At 40.4% G+C, this 20,814-nt stretch carries 22 protein-coding genes; 17 read left to right on the top strand and 5 right to left on the bottom strand.

Annotation, left to right across the window (positions count from 1 at the left end):
• The first annotated feature begins 15 nt into the window (after positions 1 to 15).
• From BLS24_RS01835 to nadE, 10 genes are all read left to right on the top strand, one after another.
• Positions 16 to 960: an RnfABCDGE type electron transport complex subunit D gene (locus tag BLS24_RS01835; RefSeq protein WP_091755599.1), complete on the top strand. Its 945-nt coding sequence runs from the start codon at positions 16 to 18 to the stop codon at positions 958 to 960.
• 2 nt (positions 961 to 962) lie between these two features.
• A complete protein-coding gene (locus tag BLS24_RS01830) occupies positions 963 to 1,571 on the top strand; it encodes an RnfABCDGE type electron transport complex subunit G (RefSeq protein ID WP_091755597.1) in 609 nt (202 codons plus the stop codon).
• Positions 1,571 to 2,350, top strand: coding sequence for an electron transport complex subunit RsxE (gene rsxE / locus BLS24_RS01825; protein ID WP_071177012.1), 780 nt, complete (start codon positions 1,571 to 1,573; stop codon positions 2,348 to 2,350). Before BLS24_RS01830 ends, rsxE begins: the two co-directional genes overlap by 1 nt.
• A 2-nt stretch (positions 2,351 to 2,352) precedes the next feature.
• Entirely contained in the window at positions 2,353 to 2,940 is a 588-nt protein-coding gene (rsxA, locus tag BLS24_RS01820; RefSeq protein WP_071177011.1) for an electron transport complex subunit RsxA, read from the top strand.
• 22 nt (positions 2,941 to 2,962) lie between these two features.
• Positions 2,963 to 3,757: an RnfABCDGE type electron transport complex subunit B gene (locus BLS24_RS01815; protein ID WP_330388159.1), complete on the top strand. Its 795-nt coding sequence runs from the start codon at positions 2,963 to 2,965 to the stop codon at positions 3,755 to 3,757.
• Between the two features lie 686 nt (positions 3,758 to 4,443).
• Entirely contained in the window at positions 4,444 to 5,172 is a 729-nt protein-coding gene (locus BLS24_RS01810; protein ID WP_091755593.1) for an NUDIX hydrolase, read from the top strand.
• Positions 5,157 to 5,678, top strand: coding sequence for a cysteine hydrolase family protein (locus BLS24_RS01805; protein ID WP_091755591.1), 522 nt, complete (start codon positions 5,157 to 5,159; stop codon positions 5,676 to 5,678). The genes BLS24_RS01810 and BLS24_RS01805 overlap by 16 nt, the downstream gene beginning before the upstream one ends.
• Positions 5,679 to 5,692: 14 nt before the next feature.
• Positions 5,693 to 6,205, top strand: a complete 513-nt coding sequence (locus tag BLS24_RS01800) for an adenylyltransferase/cytidyltransferase family protein (RefSeq protein ID WP_091755589.1) — start codon at positions 5,693 to 5,695, stop codon at positions 6,203 to 6,205.
• A 13-nt stretch (positions 6,206 to 6,218) separates the two neighbouring features.
• Positions 6,219 to 7,424, top strand: coding sequence for a nicotinate phosphoribosyltransferase (pncB, locus tag BLS24_RS01795; RefSeq protein WP_091755587.1), 1,206 nt, complete (start codon positions 6,219 to 6,221; stop codon positions 7,422 to 7,424).
• Positions 7,425 to 7,460: 36 nt separating this feature from the next.
• Complete coding sequence (nadE, locus tag BLS24_RS01790) at positions 7,461 to 8,213, top strand: NAD(+) synthase (RefSeq protein WP_091755585.1); 753 nt, start codon at positions 7,461 to 7,463, stop codon at positions 8,211 to 8,213.
• Between the two features lie 362 nt (positions 8,214 to 8,575).
• On the opposite strand, the gene BLS24_RS01785 is transcribed toward nadE, so the two are convergent.
• Positions 8,576 to 9,370, bottom strand: coding sequence for a PDDEXK family nuclease (locus tag BLS24_RS01785; RefSeq protein WP_091755583.1), 795 nt, complete (start codon positions 9,368 to 9,370; stop codon positions 8,576 to 8,578).
• A gap of 558 nt (positions 9,371 to 9,928) precedes the next feature.
• On the opposite strand from BLS24_RS01785, the gene BLS24_RS01780 reads away from it, so the two are divergent.
• The 4 genes from BLS24_RS01780 to BLS24_RS01765 all read left to right on the top strand — a co-directional run bounded on the left by BLS24_RS01780 (position 9,929) and on the right by BLS24_RS01765 (position 14,484).
• A complete protein-coding gene (locus BLS24_RS01780; protein ID WP_091755581.1) occupies positions 9,929 to 11,308 on the top strand; it encodes a DUF2130 domain-containing protein in 1,380 nt (459 codons plus the stop codon).
• A 47-nt stretch (positions 11,309 to 11,355) separates the two neighbouring features.
• On the top strand, positions 11,356 to 12,711 hold the full coding sequence (locus BLS24_RS01775) for an MATE family efflux transporter (protein WP_091755578.1): 1,356 nt from the start codon (positions 11,356 to 11,358) through the stop codon (positions 12,709 to 12,711).
• A 301-nt stretch (positions 12,712 to 13,012) separates the two neighbouring features.
• Entirely contained in the window at positions 13,013 to 13,669 is a 657-nt protein-coding gene (locus BLS24_RS01770) for an HAD family hydrolase (RefSeq protein WP_091755576.1), read from the top strand.
• Between the two features lie 29 nt (positions 13,670 to 13,698).
• Positions 13,699 to 14,484 (top strand): class I SAM-dependent methyltransferase, encoded by a 786-nt coding sequence (locus BLS24_RS01765; protein ID WP_091755574.1) that lies wholly within the window; start codon positions 13,699 to 13,701, stop codon positions 14,482 to 14,484.
• A gap of 36 nt (positions 14,485 to 14,520) precedes the next feature.
• On the opposite strand, the gene BLS24_RS01760 is transcribed toward BLS24_RS01765, so the two are convergent.
• Both BLS24_RS01760 and BLS24_RS01755 read right to left on the bottom strand, forming a co-directional pair.
• Entirely contained in the window at positions 14,521 to 15,183 is a 663-nt protein-coding gene (locus BLS24_RS01760; RefSeq protein ID WP_330388158.1) for a methionine ABC transporter permease, read from the bottom strand.
• Positions 15,183 to 16,154 (bottom strand): methionine ABC transporter ATP-binding protein, encoded by a 972-nt coding sequence (locus BLS24_RS01755; RefSeq protein ID WP_091755572.1) that lies wholly within the window; start codon positions 16,152 to 16,154, stop codon positions 15,183 to 15,185. Before BLS24_RS01755 ends, BLS24_RS01760 begins: the two co-directional genes overlap by 1 nt.
• Before the next feature lie 234 nt (positions 16,155 to 16,388).
• On the opposite strand from BLS24_RS01755, the gene BLS24_RS01750 reads away from it, so the two are divergent.
• Together BLS24_RS01750 and BLS24_RS01745 are read left to right on the top strand one after the other, a co-directional pair.
• Complete coding sequence (locus BLS24_RS01750) at positions 16,389 to 16,772, top strand: hypothetical protein (RefSeq protein ID WP_091755570.1); 384 nt, start codon at positions 16,389 to 16,391, stop codon at positions 16,770 to 16,772.
• Positions 16,773 to 16,792: 20 nt separating this feature from the next.
• Positions 16,793 to 17,257, top strand: a complete 465-nt coding sequence (locus BLS24_RS01745) for a hypothetical protein (RefSeq protein WP_143015136.1) — start codon at positions 16,793 to 16,795, stop codon at positions 17,255 to 17,257.
• A gap of 231 nt (positions 17,258 to 17,488) precedes the next feature.
• On the opposite strand, the gene BLS24_RS01740 is transcribed toward BLS24_RS01745, so the two are convergent.
• Together BLS24_RS01740 and BLS24_RS01735 are read right to left on the bottom strand one after the other, a co-directional pair.
• Positions 17,489 to 18,403 (bottom strand): MetQ/NlpA family ABC transporter substrate-binding protein, encoded by a 915-nt coding sequence (locus BLS24_RS01740; RefSeq protein WP_091755563.1) that lies wholly within the window; start codon positions 18,401 to 18,403, stop codon positions 17,489 to 17,491.
• A gap of 108 nt (positions 18,404 to 18,511) precedes the next feature.
• Entirely contained in the window at positions 18,512 to 19,591 is a 1,080-nt protein-coding gene (locus BLS24_RS01735) for a pyridoxal phosphate-dependent aminotransferase (RefSeq protein WP_176764304.1), read from the bottom strand.
• 89 nt (positions 19,592 to 19,680) lie between these two features.
• On the opposite strand from BLS24_RS01735, the gene cobT reads away from it, so the two are divergent.
• Positions 19,681 to 20,814, top strand: coding sequence for a nicotinate-nucleotide--dimethylbenzimidazole phosphoribosyltransferase (cobT, locus tag BLS24_RS01730; RefSeq protein ID WP_091755559.1), 1,134 nt, complete (start codon positions 19,681 to 19,683; stop codon positions 20,812 to 20,814).

Here is a 20,814-nt window from a genome sequence, read left to right as displayed (position 1 = left end):
GGGGGACATTTCTAGATGAGTGATTTAAGAAGCGTATCATCCAATCCTCATGTTAGAGCCAAGACAACAACTTCAAACATTATGTTTTGGGTTATTATTGCTCTGCTCCCTGCAGCAGGCTATGGTGTCTATAACTTTGGACTGGATGCTTTGATTATTCTTTTGCTATCAGTGGCTTCCTGCGTTCTCTCTGAGTTTATCTATGAGAAATTGATGCACAAGCCAATTACGATCGGAGATCTTTCCGCAGTAGTTACAGGTCTTTTACTGGGAATGAATCTTCCATCAACAGTACCATTTTGGATTCCAATACTTGGCGGAATCTTCTCAATCATCCTTGTAAAACAGTTATTTGGCGGACTTGGACAGAATTTCATGAACCCAGCCCTTGGTGGTAGGTGCTTCCTTGTTATTTCTTTCCCAGCCCTTATGACTAACTTTGTTACAGATACTTACACAGGAGCAACTCCTCTTGCCAACCTCAAAAATGGCGTGGAAGTAAATGTAATGGATATGCTCATTGGTCGTACAGGCGGTACTATCGGTGAGACATCAATGCTCTGCATCGCTATTGGAGCAATGATCCTTTTTGCAATCGGTGTTATCGATTATGTGATCCCATTCACATACATCATCACATTTGCTATTTTCGTAGGCCTTTTTGGTGGATATGGATTTAACTGGTCATACATTTCTGCACACCTTGCAGGTGGCGGACTTATGCTTGGTGCTTTCTTCATGGCAACAGACTATGTAACATGTCCTATCACTCCTAAGGGAAGAGTTATCTACGGCTTTATCTTAGGTCTTTTGACAGGAATCTTTCGTATATTTGGAGCAAACGCAGAGGGTGTTTCATTTGCCATCGTAATCGGCAACCTCCTTGTTCCACTTATTGAGAAGGTAACAATTCCTAGAGCCTTTGGTATCAGAAAAGCTGCAAAGAAGGAGGCGAAGTGAGTATGAACGATACAAAAAGCATGATTAAAAACGCCCTTATCCTCTTTGCTATCACTCTTGTGGCTGGTGTGCTCCTTGGACTTGTATATCAGATAACAAAAGAGCCTATAGCTTACCAGGAAAAGCTTGCACAGGACAAGGCTAATCAGTCAGTATTTGCAGCAGCTTCTACATTTAACGACGTTGCGATCGATGAAAATGGTGCAGCAGGCGCTACTTCTGAGGCGGCAGGCGTATCTATCGAGAGCGTAAAAGAGGCTGTGGATGCAAGCGGCAACAAGCTTGGATACGTTATTCAGGTTAAATCAAAGGGCTATGGCGATTTCATAGTTTATACAGTTGGTATCACAAATGAAGGAAATATCAATGGTATTTCAATCATTTCAATCGCTGAGACTCCTGGACTTGGAATGAATGCTGAAAAGATCATTGTTCCTCAGTTCACAGATAAGGCTGCTCAGCAGTACACCGTTGTAAAGAATGGTCAGCTCTCAGATCCTAATTCTCAGATCGAGGCCATCTCTGGTGCAACTATTACATCAAGAGCAGTTACAAACGGCGTAAACTCAGCAGTTAAATATTTTGATGACGTATTGAAAGGAGGACAGTGATGAGTGCAGATGTAAAAACTGGCGCTTTGGGGTTCAAAAAAGATACTCCTGCCGAAAGATTTTTTAACGGTCTCATTGCTGAGAACCCTACATTAGTACTGATGATCGGTATGTGCCCAACACTTGCGGTTACATCATCAGCAATAAACGGTCTTGGAATGGGCCTTGCAACAACATTCGTATTATCACTTAGTAATGCAGTTATAGCAGCTCTTAGAAAGGTTATTCCTGGCACAGTCAGAATTCCTTCATTTATCGTTGTTATTGCTTCATTCGTTACATTGGTTCAGCTTCTGATGCAGGCTTATGTGCCAGCTCTTAACAGCGCTCTTGGAGTTTATATTCCTCTTATCGTTGTTAACTGTATCATCTTTGGTAGAGCAGAAGCTTATGCCAGCAAGCATGGAATCGTGCCTTCCTTCTTTGATGGAATCGGTATGGGTATCGGATTTACTTGTGCTATTACAATAATCGGTCTTATCCGTGAGTTTATCGGTGCTGGTACAGCCTTTGATGTTCAGATCCTTGGCGAGGGAACAGTGGTTCCTGGACCTGTAGGAGCATTCCTTGCAGGCTATCATCCGATCAGCATCTTTGTTCAGCAGGCTGGTGCTTTCTTTGTATTGGCATTCCTTATTGCCATCATGAACAAGGTTAAGTCAAACCTTGAAAAGAAGGGTAAGGATACATCAAAGTTCCAGCAGGGCTGCTGTTCATCAGAAGAGGAGAAAGCAGCTGATAAGATCATTGCAGAAAAAGAAGAAAAGGAGGCTGAGTAACCATGGGAGCAACAATACTTAATCTGGTGGGACTTATGATTTCGGCCTCACTTGTAAACAACGTAGTACTTAGTCAGTTCCTTGGCCTTTGTCCTTTCCTTGGTGTATCCAAGAAGACAGACACAGCCATTGGAATGGGTGGAGCCTGCGTATTCGTTATCACACTTGCTTCACTTGTATGTAGCATCATTTATAAGTTTATTTTGAATCCACTTGATCTATCATATCTTCAGACAATTGTATTCATTCTGGTAATTGCCATGCTGGTACAGTTCGTTGAGATGATCCTCAAGAAATACATCGTATCTCTTTACAGAGCTCTTGGTGTATATCTTCCACTTATCACAACAAACTGCGCAGTTCTTGGTGTAGCGCTTAACAACGTAACTGATGGATACTCAATTCTTGAGAGTACGATCTGCGGTTTTGCTACTGCAGTAGGATTTACAATAGCTATCGTAATTTTGGCAGGCCTTCGTGAGAAGATGGAATACAATGACATCCCTGCACCATTTAAGGGAATGCCACTGGTTCTTTTGACATCAGGTCTTATGGCTATTGCCTTTACTGGATTCTCAGCTTTGAAATAAAGCAAAAAGGAGATAGATGACTATGACCTATGGAATTATCATTGCAACAGTAGTTGTCGCCGGTGTGGGAATTGTAATTGGCTTGATCCTGGGACTGGCAGACATGAAGCTACATGTTGATGTTGATGAAAAAGAAGCAGCTATTTTAGAAGCTCTTCCTGGCAATAACTGCGGTGGCTGTGGATATCCTGGATGTTCTGGTTGTGCAGCAGCGATTGCAAAAGGAGAGGCATCCGTTAATCAGTGCCCTGTTGGCGGAGCTCCTGTAGCAGCAACAATCTCTGCAATTATGGGAGTAGAAGCTGGCGAAGCAGTTCGCCAGGTGGCATTTGTACATTGCCACGGTGACTGCGAGAACGCTACTCAGCAGTACGAGTACACTGGTGTATCTGATTGTAGACTCCAGACACAGGCTCCTGGCGGCGGTTCAAAGACTTGCTCCTATGGATGTCTTGGCGGTGGTTCTTGCGTATCTGTTTGCCAGTTTGACGCTATTCACGTTGTAAATGGCGTAGCAGTAGTAGACAAAGACAATTGTAAGGCCTGCGGCAAGTGTATCGACATTTGTCCTAGACATTTGATCGACCTTATTCCTTATACTGCAGAAGAGTCAGTTGCCTGCAAGTCACAGGATATGGGTAAGCTTGTTAACCAGTACTGCAAAGTTGGATGCATTGCTTGTCACATCTGTGAAAAGAACTGTCCAGCTGGTGCGATCACAGTTGAAAACAACGTTGCATCAATTGACCAGGAGAAGTGTACACACTGCGGCACCTGCGTAGAGAAGTGCCCAAAGAAGGCGATAGTAAATTGCTAGTGTAGTTTGGTGATATAACTGCTATTTTTCGCTCCGATATTTTTTGAAGTTTTTAATTGAGAATTTTGAAGTCAGATACGATTTATGTTGCTAGGAACATAAACTGTATCTGACTTTTTTCTTGCTGTTGTTTAATTCATTCTGGCTATTTTTTGTTTCCTTTTCTAATTATCTTTTTGATTTGCCAAAACATAGCAAATTCGTCTGATTAGGGTAAAGTTTTCCTGGTATCAATAAGTGAGAGAAATAAAATATTTAGCCGAAAACATGCAATGTATGTAAATTAGGCTATAGATTACAAATATGACAGTGGCGTCAAGGAAAGATAGTATGAGAAAAGTTTAACCGAAAATGGAAAATTTCCGGGCCTTCGGCTAAAGTTGGAAATTATCATGGCAAACAGGGAACGATAATCTTTAGCCTAAACTTGTAATTGCATATAGTTTAGGCAATTCCCTCATTGATATGGTAATGGGAAGCGCGTGAATACGAGCGCTTCAAGTGACGACATTCGAAAAAGCAGGTGAATAATAAATATAAAAATGAAACAAATTATATTGACATACGAAATGCCATGATTATAATAATAAATATAAAGTGGAAACAAATTAAAAAGCTAAAAAACAAGAAAAACCAAAGATAGGATAAACTACTAATATGTGAATACTATCTAGAAAGGAGTATACATGGCACTTGCAGATTACAAACATCCATATGTGACAGTGGATCTGCTGTTATTTTCGATAATAGATGGAAAGCTTGCTATTTGTCTTACTAAGAGAGATGAAGAGCCATTCAAGGACATGTACGCAATGCCTGGTACCTTTATTCATGAGGATGAATCGGCAGAGGGAGCGGTAGAGAGGCTCCTTGCTGACAGGCTTGGACTTGAAGGAAATATATATACTGAGCAGCTTCAGACATTTACTGATATTACAAGAGACCCAAGAGAGAGGGTTATCTCCATCGCATATATAGGCATCATTCCAGATATGAATATGGTGAAGGTGCCATGGATGGAGTGGTTCACCATAGCAAGTTCAAATGTGGGTTATGAAAAGCTCCTCAAGGTGGGGGATAGTTCAAATGCAAGCTTTATCAGTAACAGCTTAGGCTTTGATCATGATGAGATGCTTCATATAGCAATCGACAGACTTAGAGGCAAGACTCAGTACACAGACATTCTTTTCAAGTTTTTAAAGGATCAGAAGTGCTTTACAGCAGCTATCCTAAGGGAAATATATCAGGCAATCATCGGAAAAGAGGTTAATAGAGGCAACTTCACTAAGTATCAGATGAACACATACATTGAGTATGGGCTTATTAGTAAAACCGGTTCTACTTCTGTAGGAAGGGGACGACCTGCAGATACATATGCTTATATAGGAGGAGAGAAGTTATGGATAAGATCTTAATAGTGATAGACATGCAGAAGGACTTCGTAACAGGGGCACTTGGAAGCAAGGAAGCACAGGCAATCGTGCCAAACGTAGTCAAAAAGGTAAAAGAATTTGATGGCACAGTTCTTTTCACAAGAGATACACATGGGGAGAATTACATGGACACTCAGGAAGGTCGCAACCTTCCAGTTGAACATTGCATCAAAGGAACTGATGGATGGCAGATCATTCCTGAACTTCAGGAGTTTGCAACAGGCAAGATATTTGATAAGCAAACATTCGGAAGCGTTGAGCTTGCTGAGTATGTAAAAGAGCTTGCAGGTAAAGCAGGCGGCGACATCAGCGTAGAGCTCATCGGAGTTTGCACAGATATTTGCGTAGTAAGTAATGCACTTCTCATCAAAGCATTCTGCGGAGAAGTTCCTGTAGCAGTTGATTCTAGCTGCTGCGCCGGAGTCACAGTAGATGCTCACAACGCTGCACTTGCTACAATGAAGAGCTGCCAGGTACAGGTAGCCTAAGAGAAGGTGATCACATGAAAGTTGGAATTGTTTTTGGAACCTTTGCACCAATGCATTTGGGACATCTGGATGTGGTGGATATAGCCAAGACCGAGATGGATAAGGTAGTAGTTGTCTGCTGCGGACATGAAGGCGACAGAGGTTATCCAATGTATCCTCTTGAAAAGAGGCTTGAACTAGCTAATGAGCAATTTGCTGATGAAGAAAAGGTCTTCACAGCAATTCTTCCAGATACAGAACCCAAGATCAAAGAACATTGGGACCAGCAACAGATCTGGAATTATTGGGTAGATAGAATGCTCTTGATGCTTTTTCAAAAAGAGCTGATATCAGCGAAAGACGAAATAGTTTTTTATACATCTGAAGGGGATTACACAGATCTTTTAACAAATACTCATCAGAATATAAAGGTTAGAAAATGTGAGAGGGTTAGGCCAATAAGCGGCACCATGATCCGTGAAAATGGGGAAGAGTACATGGATCAGATGGCACCAAGCTTTAGAAAATATTACAAAAAGAGCTTTTAAAAGGAGAAGAGGTATGAATCAGATAATTACATCATTACTTGAACAGGACGCTTACAAATTTTCAATGGGACAGGCAATCTATCATCAGTTCAGTGATTACAAGACAACCTGGTCTTTTAAGTGCAGAAACACTGACGTGCACTTTACTGAGGAGATGGTAGAAGAGATCAAGAATCAGATCAAGGCTTTCTGTAACCTTAGATTTACAGAGGAAGAGCTTGAATATCTTGAGAATGTAATATGGATCAAAGGTTCTTACGTTGATTTCCTTAGACTCTGGCAGCCAAGATACGAGGATTTTTATATCGGAACAGACGCAGAGTGTGGACTTAGCATTGAGACTAAGGGAACATGGCTCAACACTTCAATGTATGAGATTCCAACTCTTGCAATCGTAAATGAAGTATATTTTAGAATGAAGTACAACTACGACGAACTCTTTGAGAGCTTCAAGAAGAGACTAGCTGAAAAGGTTGAGAAGGTTGAAAATGGCAGCATTTACCTTTCTGTCTTTAGTGAATTTGGTCTTAGAAGAAGATTATCAGCAGAGGCTCAGGAGCTTGCAGTTAAGACTCTTGCAGAGGCAAAGCTTACTTCTTCTACTTTCCTTGGAACATCAAACGTATTCCTTGCTAAGAAATATAATGTAACTCCAGTTGGAACCATGGCTCACGAGTGGATCATGTGCACAGGTCAGGGTAACCACAAGCACAATCCAGCATATTCAAACTGGTACGCTCTTGATGCCTGGGTAAAAGAGTATGGTGTCCTCAACGGAACAGCTCTTACAGATACAATTACAACAGATTGCTTCCTTAAGGACTTCCAGCTTACATATGCAACACTCTTTAGCGGTGTTCGTCATGACTCTGGAGATCCAATCGAATGGGGCGAGAAGATGATCGCACACTATGAGAAGCTTGGAATCGATCCAAAGACTAAGACACTTCTCTTTAGCGATAGCCTTGATTTCGAAAGGGCAGACAAGCTTTTTAGACACTTTAATGGCAGAGCGAAGGTCGGCTTTGGAATTGGAACTTATATTTCTAATGACACAGATGCACCAGCGCTCAACATTGTAATGAAGACCACAAGATGTAACGGACAGGACGTTGCTAAGATCTCTGATGTTAAGGGCAAGGGAATGTGCAAGAACCCTGATTATGTAGATTATCTTCAGAGATGTATCGACTGGAGAATGGAGCACGACAACAGATAATAACTGGTACGATTAGGCTTGAAGGGAGAAATGGTCATGATAGAACAGCTTAAGGATTTTAATGCAGAAAAAAAGATTGAAGAGATCACAGCTTGGATCAAGGAGTGGTTTGACAATAATGGTCCTACAGCCAGCGCAGTTATAGGCCTTTCTGGTGGTAAAGATTCTACTATTGTAGCAACTCTTTTGGTAAAGGCTCTTGGCAAAGACAGAGTTGTAGGAGTCTTGATGCCAGATGGAGAGCAGAAGGATATCGATGATTCAAAGAAAGTAGCAGAGCTTCTTGGAATTAAGTATCATGTTGTAAACATCAAGCCTGCTATGGATGGCTACCGTGAGATGATGAAGGCAGCAGGCGTAGAGCTTGGCAAGGATGCAATCATCAACACACCACCTAGAATGAGAATGGCTACACTTTATGGCGTTGCCCAGTCACTTCCAAATGGCGGCCGCGTAGCCAATACTTGCAACAAGTCAGAGGACTATGTTGGTTATTCAACCAAGTACGGCGATGCAGCAGGAGATTTCAGCCCTTGCTCAGACTTTACCGTAACTGAGATGCGCATGATCGGTGACGCTCTTGGCCTTCCAAATGAGCTCATCCACAAGACTCCATCTGATGGCCTTAGCGGAATGTCAGATGAAGACAAGCTTGGCTTTACCTACGATATGCTTGATAAATATATCTACACTGGTGTCTGCGAAGATGAGGCTATCAAACAGAAGATCGACAGACTCCACAAGATCAATCTTCACAAGCTTCAGCTGATGCCAATGTTTAAGCAGTGAGCATGTTATTGATAATATTGCTTGCCTTGTTCTTTTAATGAAAATGATGTTGTTTTAGCCGAAACTAAGCTTTTTGCTTGGCTTCGGCTAAAATTTTTCCGCCGGAGGCTGGCTTGTTGATGAGATGTGGACGATGATTTTAGCCTAAAGTGAGGGGCAAATTGGAATTAGGCTAAAGAATTTTTCTCAAGTTTTCTCGTTTAGAAGGAGGTCTTTAGCCTAGACTAGGAACAATTCATCTTTTAGGCTATGGAAAATCAAGTGTAACTACTTGATGCCTCTGAAATGTTTAGCCGAAACAAGCAATAATAAGAGATTGGGCTAATTGGTTGATAATAGCAAGCTATAGTCCGCTATTGAGATTATCCTTTCAGTAATAGATCTTCAAAGTTCTTTTTATAAATTGAAATATCAAAAGGGTTTCTATCATCCTCATATGTGAATATAAGATCTCTTCCCTGTACGAGACCAGCTCTATAGTATTTTCTCAATTTATCAAAGAAGCTATCTCTATAGCCTTCAGAGTGCATGAGTCCAAAGTGCTCAATGTATACGACTTTTCTAGTTATGACGTTGAGCGCAGTGAAATCAGGATAAAGAGTACTGAATTTGGAATAATGAAAAGGGGCTTCGTATTTATACGGGATTCCAAGACGTAATAATGTGTCAGCAATTATTACTTCAGATTTTGATCGGACTAGTTCGCCATTAGCTGTTTCGAAGATGAGATGTTCTGGGTAACTAGAGTTAGGAATGAATGGTTCTTCTAACCATTGTTTAGCATATTCTTCGTTGCTAATTATGTATGGAGAGATGAGCTTTTGCCTTGCTGGGTTACAATTGGTTAATATACTCATCATGTTATTGTTTTCATAGTCGCTTATCAATTCTTGAAGATATTTCAATCTTCTTTCGACTAGCAATTTAGATTTTTTAGCATAATCCTTTTGAGCTAGTTGCCTCGCGATACCTCTTTCCGAGGATTTGATATATTCTCCGGATACGTCAGAGCTTGTTTTTCTATGGTAATATACTGGCGAAGAAGTGGTACGTGTAATACGTAATTTTCCGGGAGGAGCAGTATTAATATCATTCTCCATTTTTTTACTTAATTCTTGTAAACAGGCATACTCAGCCTTTAATTCATCTATTATCATATTTCCTCTCATTCAATAATGTGAAATAGTGTGTGTTGAATTCCTAGAAGCGGAACACACTTTTGCAAAATTAGAGCATGAACAGAAGTCATTATATTAGGCTAATGATATGCTGTCAAATCATATTTGCCTTTGGACGAGGATTTTTGAGGGTGAGACACTATATTTCTGTGAGGAATCTTAGCCTAGTAAGAAAATTACAATGAAATAGGCTAATGAAATAGCTAAGTAAGAAAGAGAATTGTATGAATATATTTAGCCTAATTGGTAGTAATGGCCCCAAACAGGCTAAATATAGATACAGAGTAGCAGGTAATAGAGATATTTTTATTAGCCTAAAAGATATAGATTACAAGATTTGGCTAAACAATTGCAAAATCATAGCATGAAATAAAGAAAAGACTTTAGCCTAAAAACGTCAAGAAGAAATATAAGGCTAACATAGAAATAATAAACTCGGCACATAACAAAAGGAGCGCATGGCGACGAGCTCATGGTATAATTAACTTGCTTGTGTAGTTTACAATAACCGTGAAAGATTACAGAGAGGTAGAGGCTATGGCAGAACTCAAATGTCCACACTGCGGACAGGCATTTACAGTTGATGATACAGAGCTTAGCTCAATAGTTAAGCAGATTAGAGATAAAGAATTTGAGAAGGACTTAAGGGAGCGTACGTCGGAGCTTGAGAAGCACCTTCAAAAAGAGCACGAAATAGAGCTTGCTGCTCAGGAAGATAAGATTACGCTCAAAACTAAGCAGCAGTATGAAAAAGAAAAAGAAGAGTTAACAAAAGAAATTTCAAGATTAAAGGAAGAACAGGCTATTCAGTCTGCAAAAACTAAAGAAGAACTAATTTCTGAAATCGAAAAAATAAAAACTTCTCAATTTGAAAAGATAGAGAAATTAACTCATGAACATGCTGAGGAATTAGAAGAAATAAAGGACAAGCTCAGAAAGAGTGAAGAAGAAAAAAGCAAGCTTCAACATGAGCTTAGCGCTGTAGATGACAAGCAAAAGCTCGCAGTCCTAGAAGCAGTCAAGAAAGTCGAAGATGAGAAGCATGCCCTCGAGAGTTCCTTTAATGAAAAGAACAGAGAGCTTGAATCTGCACTTTTGCAGGAAAAGGAAAAGGGCAAGGTTCTCTTAGAGCAGAAGGAAAAAGAGGTTGAGTTCTATAAGGACCTCAAGACCAAGATGTCTACTAAGATGGTGGGCGAAACCTTAGAGCAGCACTGCGAGATTCAGTTCAATCAGCTCAGAGCTACAGCCTTTAAAAATGCCTATTTTGAGAAGGACAATGATGCAAGAACAGGTAGTAAGGGCGATTATATCTACAGAGAGTGTGACGAGAACGGTGTTGAGATCATTTCCATCATGTTTGAGATGAAGAATGAGATGGATGAAACGGCCACCAAGCACAAGAATGAGGACTTCTTCAAGGAGCTTGATAAGGATAGAAAGGAAAAGAACTGTGAATACGCAGTTTTGGTTTCTATGCTTGAGAGTGACAGTGAACTCTACAATGCAGGAATTGTTGATGTTTCCTACAAGTATGACAAGATGTACGTTGTAAGGCCACAGTGCTTTATTCCAATGATCACACTTCTTAGAAATGCAGCAATGAATGCTCTTATGTACAAGCAGGAGCTTGCTACGGTCAAGAATCAGGATATCGATATTTCAAACTTTGAAGACAGCCTTATGAAATTTAAGGATGACTTTAGCCGTAACTATGATATTGCTCATAAGCATTTCGACAATGCCATTGATGAGATAGACAAGACGATCCAGCACCTTGAAAAGGTAAAAAAAGAGCTCCTTGGAAGCGACAATCAGCTTAGAATTGCTAATAGCAAGGTAGAGGATGTAAGTGTCAAGAAACTTACCAAGAATAATCCTACTATGAAAGCTAAATTTGAAGAGCTTAACTCATAAGTGTATAATTCATAACTTGTGAGAAATAAAAAGGTTAGGATGTAATAATGGCAGTACAAAACAGACGAGAATATTTAACAACAACACCAATACCAAAGCTTATTTTGTCGCTTTCAGTTCCGACGATCATAAGCATGATGGTAACGGCAATCTATAACACAGCAGATACTTTCTTCGTAGCAAGGGTTTCAAGCGACTCAGCTATTAACACTGCAGCTACTGCTTCAGTTGGACTTGTATTTACTGTTATGGCGCTCATTCAGGCTACAGGCTTTTTTTGCGGACATGGATCTGGCAACTACTTATCAAGAATGCTTGGAGCAGGCAACCACAAAGAAGCAAACGAAATGGCTTCAACAGGCTTTGCTCTTGCACTGATCCTTGGAGTTATCTTTGCAATCGTAGGTAATATCTATGTTGAACCTATAGCACGTTTTCTTGGTGCAACCGACTCTACTATGAAGTTTACTCAGGACTACATGAGGATCATTCTGTTTGGTGCACCATTTATGATGGCTCAGTTTGTTATCAACAATCAGCTCAGGTTCCAGGGAAGCGCCGTATATGCCATGGTAGGTCTTATGTGCGGCGCAGTTATGAACATGGTCTTAGATCCACTTCTTATCCTTGGATTCCACATGGAGGTCAGGGGTGCTGCTATTGCTACGGTAATGGGACAGTGCACAAGTTTCATAGTTCTTTTGATCGGAACCAGCAAAGGTGAAAATATCAAGCTTAGCATAGGTAATGTGCATCTAAACAAGCACTATCTCTTAGAAATCGTAAACGGCGGAGCACCATCTCTTTTCAGACAGGGAATGGCTGCAATATCCACGCTGATCCTCAATAGAACAGCAGGAGCTCTTGGCGCAGATGCAGCAATTGCAGGTATGTCAGTGGCTTCAAGAGTTATGATCATGATGGCTTCAGCTCTTATCGGCTTTGGCCAGGGCTATCAGCCAGTTTGCTCTTTCAACTACGGAGCAGGCCTTACTAAGAGGGTAAAAGAGGGATTTATATTCTGCGTAAAGTACTCAACCGTATTCTTGATACTTATCGGCACTACATGTTTTTCTTTTGCACCGGATATCATATCAGTATTTTCAAAAAATCCTGATGCCATAAAGGTAGGTGTAGCAGCCCTTAGATTCCAGTCAGTGACACTACCTCTTTCAGGAGTTATCGTTATCAGTAACATGATGCTTCAATCAATAGGTAAGGGGATTAAGGCTTCGATCATGGCTTCATCAAGAAACGGAATATTTTTCATTCCTATGATCTTGATCCTGCCAATGATCCTTGGATTAACAGGAGTTGAGATGGCTCAGTCCTGCGCAGATGTATGCGCCTTTGCACTGGCAATACCACTTGCACATTCAGAACTCAAAAAATTTGTTGACTAACATAAATGAAATTACTAAATAGACCTGTATCTTAGATATAGGTCTATTTTTTCAACAAAAATGCGAAAAAACACCTTGTTTTACACCCTTCATTCTGCTAACGTGTTAGAATGTACAAGTATTCATAGGAGGAGAGCCCGTGAAAGCCTTGGTTATCAACTGTAGTCCAGTTAGAAATGGTGCAACAGCAGAGATAGTAAGCATCGTTTCCAAAGAACGACCACATATTCAGGAAAAGAATTAGAGCTTCAAGAATTTGTTATGACAGCAAGATAAGGCACAAACTTTATGGGGAGATGTTATGAAAGATTTTGATGCAGTTGTTTTTGACATGGATGGTGTTATCTTTGACTCAGAAAAAGCAACCATGGACTGCTGGCTGGAACTTGCACAGAAGTATGGCATAAAGAACATAGAAGAGCCATATCTTGCCTGCTGCGGAACCAATGCAGCCAAGACCAAAGAGATAATGCTAGAAGCCTACGGTGAAGATTTTCCGTATGATAAATACGCTGGGGAAGCATCGCAGATGTATCATGAAAGATACGATGGCGGAAAGCTTCCTATTAAAACGGGAGTTTTACAGCTACTTGTCTTTTTAAAGATGAATGGTAAGAAGATAGCACTTGCATCTTCTACAAGGAGACAGACCGTTGTAAATCAGCTTCGCGACGCAGAGCTACTTTCATTTTTTGACGAGATCATTACTGGTGATATGGTCATAAAGAGTAAGCCGGAGCCAGATATCTTTTTACTGGCTTGTGTTAAAACAGGCGTGTCGCCAGCAAGAGCCTATGCCATAGAGGATTCATATAATGGAATCAGGGCAGCAAGTAGAGGAGGCCTTAAGCCAATAATGGTGCCTGATCTACTTCCTGAAAATGAGGAAATGAAGAATCTATCTGAAGAGATCTGCACAGACCTTTTTGAAGTAAAAAGGTATTTACAGGAAGAATAAAAAACGACTACGATAGGGGAGACATTATAATGCATTTTGGAAGTTCAAATGATACAGAAGCAGTAAAAAAGCAGTACGCCACATCAAAGGGACTTGATATCCGTATTGGGTTTCATAATAAATATTCAACAAATAAGCAGGGTTATAGTAACTGGATAATTTCAAATTACAATATCAAAAGAGGTATGAAAGTACTTGAGCTTGGGTGCGGCACAGGAGGCCTTTGGGAAGACCATGAGGATATGGTATCCAGATGTGGCAAGCTTGTTCTTACAGATTTTTCTGAGGGAATGCTTGAGACAGCAAGGAATAACCTTGGAGAAAGAGATAATATCGAATATATTCAGGCAGATATTCAGTATTTACCTTTTGAAGAAAACAGCTTTGACGTGGTGATCGCAAATTCAATGCTCTACCACGTTCCAGACATTGATAGAGGCATAAGAGAGGTTAGAAGAGTGTTAAAGCCAGGTGGAGTGTTCTACTGCGCTACACTTGGAGAGAACAACTTTTCAGAGCTTCTTGCTGAGTGGTTCGAGCTTGGCGGAGAAGAGTTTAAGCCAAATCACAACTTTACTATGCAGAACGGAGGCGCTGTACTGGGCAAATCCTTCGCAGATGTAAAGACTGTTTTTTATGAGGATTCACTTCATGTAACAGATGTAGAAGATCTTGTTGAGTACCTTCGAAGCCTTGCTTCCTTCAAGGCAATCTGTGATCTGCCTGTGGAAAAAATTCGTGAGATATTAAAAGAGCATATAGAAGATGAGGCAGTTGATCTTCCTAAAGAATATGGAATGTTTATTTGCCAATAAAAATGGGACCGCAAGGTCCCATTTTTGTTTGTATATTTAAGACATTTTCTTGTACATCAAATTTCCAATTGACTGGATCAGCTGAACAAAAGCAATAAGTATCAAGGAACATACAACAAGGTATTCTGTCTTGTACTGCTGATATCCGTAACGGATAGCAATATCACCGATACCGCCGCCGCCAACAGTTCCTGCCATAGCTGAATAACCGATAAGAGAGATGATAAGGAGAACAACGCCATTTAACATTCTTGGAATAGATTCCTTAACATAAACTCTCATGAGAATCTGGAAGTTAGATGCTCCAAAAGATCTAGCGGCCTCAATAACTCCAGGATTGGTCTCGCGAAGGCTGGTCTCAAATACTCTTGCAATAAAAGGAATAGCAGATACTGTAAGGGGAACGATAGAAGCTGTTGTTCCGATTGATTTACCAACAACCATTCTAGTAAATGGAATAAGGATTACCAAAAGAATGATGAATGGGAAGCTTCTAAAAACGTTGATGATAAAGCTAAGTATCTCATAAACAAATTTATTTGGTTTAAGTCCGTCAGGAGCCGTAAGTGTCAGTATGATCGCAGGTATAAAGCCAAGGACAACTGAAAAAAGTGTTGACCAAAATACCATATAAAGAGTCTGCTTAAATGCAGTCATAATAACGGCGCTCATGCCGGATGATGTTAAAATTCCAGACATTATTTGATTACCTCCCAGGTTACATTCTTGCTATCAAGGAACTCGCAAGCTCTTGCCAGATCTTTTTCATCCATGTTAAGAACAAGGCTACCGTAAACGTCCTCTCTAAAGTCCTCAAGCTTAGCCCAGCAGATATTGAAGTCTGTATGAAGCTCCTGAGCCATCTGTGTTACGATAGGACGCTGATTGCCCTCTCCAAAGAAAAAGAGCTTAAGATTGATTCCAGTAGTTGGAAGCTTGTTACTCTCTTCTCTAAGGAAGTCACGGATCTCCATTTCCTTTGGCCATACAAAGAGCTGTTCTGGCTTACCAACAGCAAGCATCTTACCATTACTAAGGAATGCAACCTTCTGACAGATCTGCTTAACAACCTCCATCTGGTGAGTAACCACGATGATAGTGATTCCAAGTTCGCGATTGATCTTTTGCAAAAGAGCTAAGATCTCCTTGGTGATCTCAGGATCAAGAGCGCTGGTTGCTTCGTCGCAAAGAAGGAACTCAGGGTCAAGTACTAAGGCTCTGGCAATAGCAACTCTCTGCTTTTGACCACCTGAGAGCTGGCGAGGCTTGGCATGCATCTTGTCCTCAAGGCCTACCATACGTATCAAGTATTCAATCTTTTCTTTTGCAGCAGGAGAATGTGTGTCAATTCCCCAAAACTTCATTGGAAGAGCAACGTTCTGATACACATCAAGTCTCTCCAAAAGATTGAAGCCCTGGAAGATCATTCCCATCCTCTTTTGAAGCTGTCTGAGTAAGAATTTGTCTCGGATGTTAACCATCTGTCCATTAACAATGATCTTGCCGCTGTCATAGGATTCCAGACCATTAATGCATCTAAGAAGAGTAGACTTACCCGCTCCACTCTGTCCAATAATTCCAAATATCTCACCATCCTGAATATCCATGGTGATACCTTTTAGAACTTCCGTATCATTAAATCTTTTGCATACGTTCTGCAGTTGTATCATTTCTTTTTTCTCCAAATATATTTATCAATTAGATATGATAACATAAATATGCAAAAATGACATTACACCTAGTTGTATACTTTATTCTATTACACTTGGAGAAAGATATTTATGCAAAGAATGTGTATAGGTAGCACACCAAGCAATTGCTAATGATAGAATTAATTATGATTGACTGTATATCACGAAAGTGATATTATAACTACATAAAATAGAAAACTAGGAGGCGTTAGTATGAAAAAAGTAGGAACTCTTTTACTATCAATTGTTTTGTTGTTTTCTTTTCCGATTCAGTCATTTGCATGTAGTGATGAATCCTATGGATGTGATGAATGCAAAAATGTGGGTTATGTAATCACTGGAGTGGAAAGACCTGATTGCCCACATAATTGGACTTCGTGGCAGATTGAAAAGGTATACTATGACGCGCCATCTTCATTTGGAAATTGCGTTGACAAATGTGTTAAATATATAAGAGTATGCCAAAATTGTGCTGCGATTGAATATAAAACTGATAGATATCAACAGCAGCATTCTTGGGAATATAAGAACGGGTATAAATATTGTAAAACTTGTGGAATGGAAATTCGTCCTACGGTATTTGGGGAAACAGAGTAATGTGACACTGATGGGGATATATGATGCACATAATAATTCTGATAATATTATGTTTGGCACTAATAGGTAATAAGTATATAACAAATTTAGATCATACCGATAATGTACAGTATAGTTATGTAGAAAAAACTGATACTACTGAAACTAATTTAATACAGGATAATTGGGATGTAACCTATGAAATAGGTGTAAGCCTGAATAGATCTTTCATAGATGGAAAAGAAAAATATGCATTGTGCTATATACCTGAAGAGGAATACTGCGAGTATTGTATTGTTACGGACTCAAATGGAAACAAAAAGAAAATCAACAAGTATTCAGGTGTAGACTACAAACCAAAAGACGCTAGTATCGGTGAAGAATTTTCTGATAAATTGCTTGTTGAAAGCTATGATGTTGATGGTAATTTGAGATGTACTAGTGTAACAAATATATATTGGGATTATAATGAAAAGCGCTTTTATTCCAGTTGCTTCGGAGAATAGATTAACTATCAGTTTAATTCAAAGAAGTGCCGCAGTATGACAAGTGTGGAATATTAGTGTGAGCGATTTATTTTTTGCAGCAGATACATTGCATGAAAAAACCTCGTTAAGATTTGCGTTATGAACAACGTGAAGCAAATCTTAACGAGGTTTTTGAATGTCTTATGTATCCTGCAAAAAATACCGGAGCGAACAATGATATTTCACACTGTCATACTCTCAATACCTGAATTACTCTGCGCTTACGAAAGATGCGATAACTGCTCCCTTGTAGGTTGCGTCGATGTATTTCTGAACTTCTTCTGAGTTAAGAGCTGCTACAAGTGCCTGAATCTTCTCAGAATCCTGTGTGCCATCCTTAACTACAAGGAAGTTAGTTCTCTTTGTTGTTGTTTCCTCGTCGAATTCCTCAATCTCAAGAGCTGGGTGCTTAGCTGGAAGCTCAGCCTCAAGTGCGTAGTTACCATTGATAACTGCAGCATCAAGATCTGGAAGTGAAAGTGGAAGGTTAGCAGCTTCAAGTGGAGTGATCACATAGCCGTGTGGGTTAGCGTCAGCGTCTTTTGTAAGAGAATCCTCTGTGTAGCTGTCGCTTGTACCGTATTCACCCTTTGATGTTAAAAGACCCTTCTGAACAAGAAGATCAAGTGCTCTTGAAGCGTTGTCTGGATCGTTAGGAATTCCGATTGAAGCACCGTCTGGAAGATCAGCAACTGCTGTGTACTTCTCTGAGTAGATGCCCATTGGCTCAATGTGAACGCCTGCAACTGCTACAAGGTGAAGACCTGCATCCTGGTTCTGCTGGTTCATGTAACCAAGTGTCTGGAAGTAGTTGGCATCAATCTCGCCAGCTTCAAGTGAAGTATTAGGAAGAACGTAATCCTGGAAAACTACAGTCTCAAGTGTCCAACCGTCTTTTGCAAGAACGTCTTTTACTACGTTATCAAGAATTTCAGCATGTGGAACTGGTGTAGCACCAACTCTGATTGTCTTGTCCGCATCAGCAGAAGCTGTATCGTTGTTTGCCTCTGTAGCAGTCTGTGTGTCTGTTGTGTTCTGAGTATCAGCTGAGTTTCCACAACCAGTTAAGACGCCGAGTACAAGAGTTGTAGATAAAACTAAGCTTGCAATGATATTCTTTTTCATAAAATAATCCCTCCTCGAATTTCTTTTTAATTTATGAAAATGATTATAATTATTGAAAAGCAAAATGTGAACTAAGAATAATTTTTCGCTGGTGATAAACAATACTTTTCACAGTGATAAGAAAGACTTAAGTGCTTCGATCAATAGTTCATTTTTGTCATGTAACTTTACTGCAATTCTGTAATCACCTTCTTCTAATCCCATGAAATTACTGCAGGATCTGATGAGGATATGATACTTCTTTGCCAGGAACTCCTGCAGGTCACGGTTTTGCCCTAATCTCGCAGGTACATTAAACATGATGAAGTTAGCCTGGCTGTCATACACCTCAAATCCAAGATGACGAAGTTCTTTTATTAGGAAATCTCTCTCAGTAGATACCAGTTCAATGGTTCTTTTCACATACCTTTCTTGTAAAAGAGCCTCTTTTCCCGCAAGCTGAGCATAAGTTGATACGCTCCATTCTGGCTGGGCATTAAAAAGAGCTTTCACAAGATCTTTGTTACTACTAATGCAGTATCCAAGCCTTATTCCGGGAATTGAGTAGAGCTTAGTGAAGGCATCCAAAAGGACTAGATGTGGATGATCAGCAAGGAGACTCTGACAACTATAATGATCAGAGTTTTCCACAAAGCCCATGAAGCACTCATCTAATATAAAGAAGATCTTCTTTTTCTCACATACATCTGCAATCTCTTTTACAAGGGCAGGTTCGATAACTCGTCCAGTAGGATTGTTAGGACTGCAGGCAAAGACCACGCCACATTTGGCTTTTTCTAGAAAAGCTATGAAATCCTCCGTCAGCGCATATCCATTTTCCTTAGAAAGCTCGTAGTAGCTAACCTTGGAACCGTTAGATAAAAGAGCTCTCTCATAGCCTGAAAATGTGGGCTCTATAATAAGCGCATTTTTGGGAGCAAGGACTTTTGCTAGTAAACTGATAACTTCAGAAGCGCCGTTTCCAATAAAGATACTGTCTGCTGTAACGCCTCTTTTCTTGGAAATAGCGTGGCAAAGCTCCTCGGAACGCCTATCTGGGTACTTCTCAAGAGCATCGACATTTGTAGTCAGGGCATAGCTTAAGTTCCCTGGCATCCCCAGAGGATTAGTGTTTACGCTAAAATCCAGCTTTATTTGGTTGTAATCAGTGTATTCGCCGCCGTGGGTGAATGCCATTTGATGATTCATAATATCCTCATATAAAAACATGTATTATCTTACATTTCCTAAGTATATCAGTAATTACACCATAGATAAAATGGTGTAGAATTATTTTTATGAACAAGGATATGTTGAAAACTCTTGAAAATTACATAGATAAAGTGGAAAAAGTTGATGATGCTGCTATTAGTGCAGCATCAGATTACAACAATTCGCTGGTAAAGCCGCCTCGTAGCATGGGAGAGCTTGAAAACATTGCAATAAAGCTCGCTGGTATAACAGGTCATGCCAAAAACAAAATTGGTAAAAAGACTATTTACGTATTCTGCGCAGATAACGGCGTTGTGGAGGAGGGCGTGGCGTCATCCCCTGTTTCAGTAACTGCCATGCAGGCCCTTAACATGACAAGAGGGCTTACTGGCGTTGCAGTTCTTGCAAGGCACACGGGCACAGAGCTTGTAGTGACAGATATGGGAATTGCTACGGATTATTCTGCTGACCCGGATGCAAGTAAAGTCCTTGACCACAGCATTAGGCGAGGCACTGGTAATATAGTAAAAGAAATGGCTATGACGGAAGATGAGTGCCTTAGAGCCATAACTACGGGGATAAATCTCGTAGCCAATGTGGATAAGTCCTCCACTGGAACAGTAGACCTTGTGGGCGTAGGAGAGATGGGAGTTGGTAACACTACCACATCCACAGCTCTTTTAGCTGCACTTACAGGCGTATCTCCAGAAGACATCACGGGGCGAGGCACTGGACTTACAGATGAAGCCCTTAGCCAAAAGAAGGAAGTCATAAGAAAAGCCCTTGAGTTCCATGGACTTCAAAATAAGGAGTGGGAAGGGAATGAGAATGACGCTGAGCAGATAATATCAGCTATGGCCAAGGTTGGCGGCCTTGATATTGCTGCTATGTGCGGCGCATTTATTGGAGCGGCAATTTCCAAGAAGGCTGTTGTCATAGATGGCATTATTTCTGCGGTGGCAGCACTGTGCGCAGTAAGACTCTGCCCGCTTGTTAAGGGATATCTTTTCACATCCCATGTGTCCAAGGAGCCTGCCTATGATCTTGCAATAAAAGAGCTGGGACTTAATCCATATCTTATGCTGAATATGGGACTTGGTGAAGGAAGCGGATGTCCTATGGCATTTCAGATAATTGAGGATGCCTGCGTTATGATGTGCGACATGGCAACCTTTGAAGGCGGCGGAATAGATGATTCATACCTTGAGGGAATAAGGTAA

Origin of the sequence: Butyrivibrio sp. INlla18 (assembly GCF_900103635.1) — a bacterium.
Taxonomy (GTDB): domain Bacteria; phylum Bacillota; class Clostridia; order Lachnospirales; family Lachnospiraceae; genus Butyrivibrio.
This window is presented reverse-complemented; position numbering and strand designations above follow the sequence as displayed.

Bases quoted from the DNA above. Each gene is read 5' to 3' on its own strand.
- pncB (WP_091755587.1), top strand. From the start codon at position 6,219: ATGAATCAGATAATTACATCATTACTTGAACAGGACGCTTACAAATTT.
- BLS24_RS01835 (WP_091755599.1), top strand. From the start codon at position 16: ATGAGTGATTTAAGAAGCGTATCATCCAATCCTCATGTTAGAGCCAAG.
- BLS24_RS01770 (WP_091755576.1), top strand. From the start codon at position 13,013: ATGAAAGATTTTGATGCAGTTGTTTTTGACATGGATGGTGTTATCTTT.
- BLS24_RS01775 (WP_091755578.1), top strand. From the start codon at position 11,356: ATGGCAGTACAAAACAGACGAGAATATTTAACAACAACACCAATACCA.
- BLS24_RS01830 (WP_091755597.1), top strand. From the start codon at position 963: ATGAACGATACAAAAAGCATGATTAAAAACGCCCTTATCCTCTTTGCT.
- BLS24_RS01815 (WP_330388159.1), top strand. From the start codon at position 2,963: ATGACCTATGGAATTATCATTGCAACAGTAGTTGTCGCCGGTGTGGGA.
- BLS24_RS01800 (WP_091755589.1), top strand. From the start codon at position 5,693: ATGAAAGTTGGAATTGTTTTTGGAACCTTTGCACCAATGCATTTGGGA.
- BLS24_RS01780 (WP_091755581.1), top strand. From the start codon at position 9,929: ATGGCAGAACTCAAATGTCCACACTGCGGACAGGCATTTACAGTTGAT.
- BLS24_RS01735 (WP_176764304.1), bottom strand. From the start codon at position 19,591: ATGAATCATCAAATGGCATTCACCCACGGCGGCGAATACACTGATTAC.
- BLS24_RS01760 (WP_330388158.1), bottom strand. From the start codon at position 15,183: ATGTCTGGAATTTTAACATCATCCGGCATGAGCGCCGTTATTATGACT.
- BLS24_RS01810 (WP_091755593.1), top strand. From the start codon at position 4,444: ATGGCACTTGCAGATTACAAACATCCATATGTGACAGTGGATCTGCTG.
- BLS24_RS01765 (WP_091755574.1), top strand. From the start codon at position 13,699: ATGCATTTTGGAAGTTCAAATGATACAGAAGCAGTAAAAAAGCAGTAC.
- rsxE (WP_071177012.1), top strand. From the start codon at position 1,571: ATGAGTGCAGATGTAAAAACTGGCGCTTTGGGGTTCAAAAAAGATACT.
- BLS24_RS01750 (WP_091755570.1), top strand. From the start codon at position 16,389: ATGAAAAAAGTAGGAACTCTTTTACTATCAATTGTTTTGTTGTTTTCT.
- BLS24_RS01745 (WP_143015136.1), top strand. From the start codon at position 16,793: ATGATGCACATAATAATTCTGATAATATTATGTTTGGCACTAATAGGT.
- BLS24_RS01755 (WP_091755572.1), bottom strand. From the start codon at position 16,154: ATGATACAACTGCAGAACGTATGCAAAAGATTTAATGATACGGAAGTT.
- BLS24_RS01740 (WP_091755563.1), bottom strand. From the start codon at position 18,403: ATGAAAAAGAATATCATTGCAAGCTTAGTTTTATCTACAACTCTTGTA.
- BLS24_RS01805 (WP_091755591.1), top strand. From the start codon at position 5,157: ATGGATAAGATCTTAATAGTGATAGACATGCAGAAGGACTTCGTAACA.
- cobT (WP_091755559.1), top strand. From the start codon at position 19,681: ATGAACAAGGATATGTTGAAAACTCTTGAAAATTACATAGATAAAGTG.
- rsxA (WP_071177011.1), top strand. From the start codon at position 2,353: ATGGGAGCAACAATACTTAATCTGGTGGGACTTATGATTTCGGCCTCA.
- nadE (WP_091755585.1), top strand. From the start codon at position 7,461: ATGATAGAACAGCTTAAGGATTTTAATGCAGAAAAAAAGATTGAAGAG.
- BLS24_RS01785 (WP_091755583.1), bottom strand. From the start codon at position 9,370: ATGATAATAGATGAATTAAAGGCTGAGTATGCCTGTTTACAAGAATTA.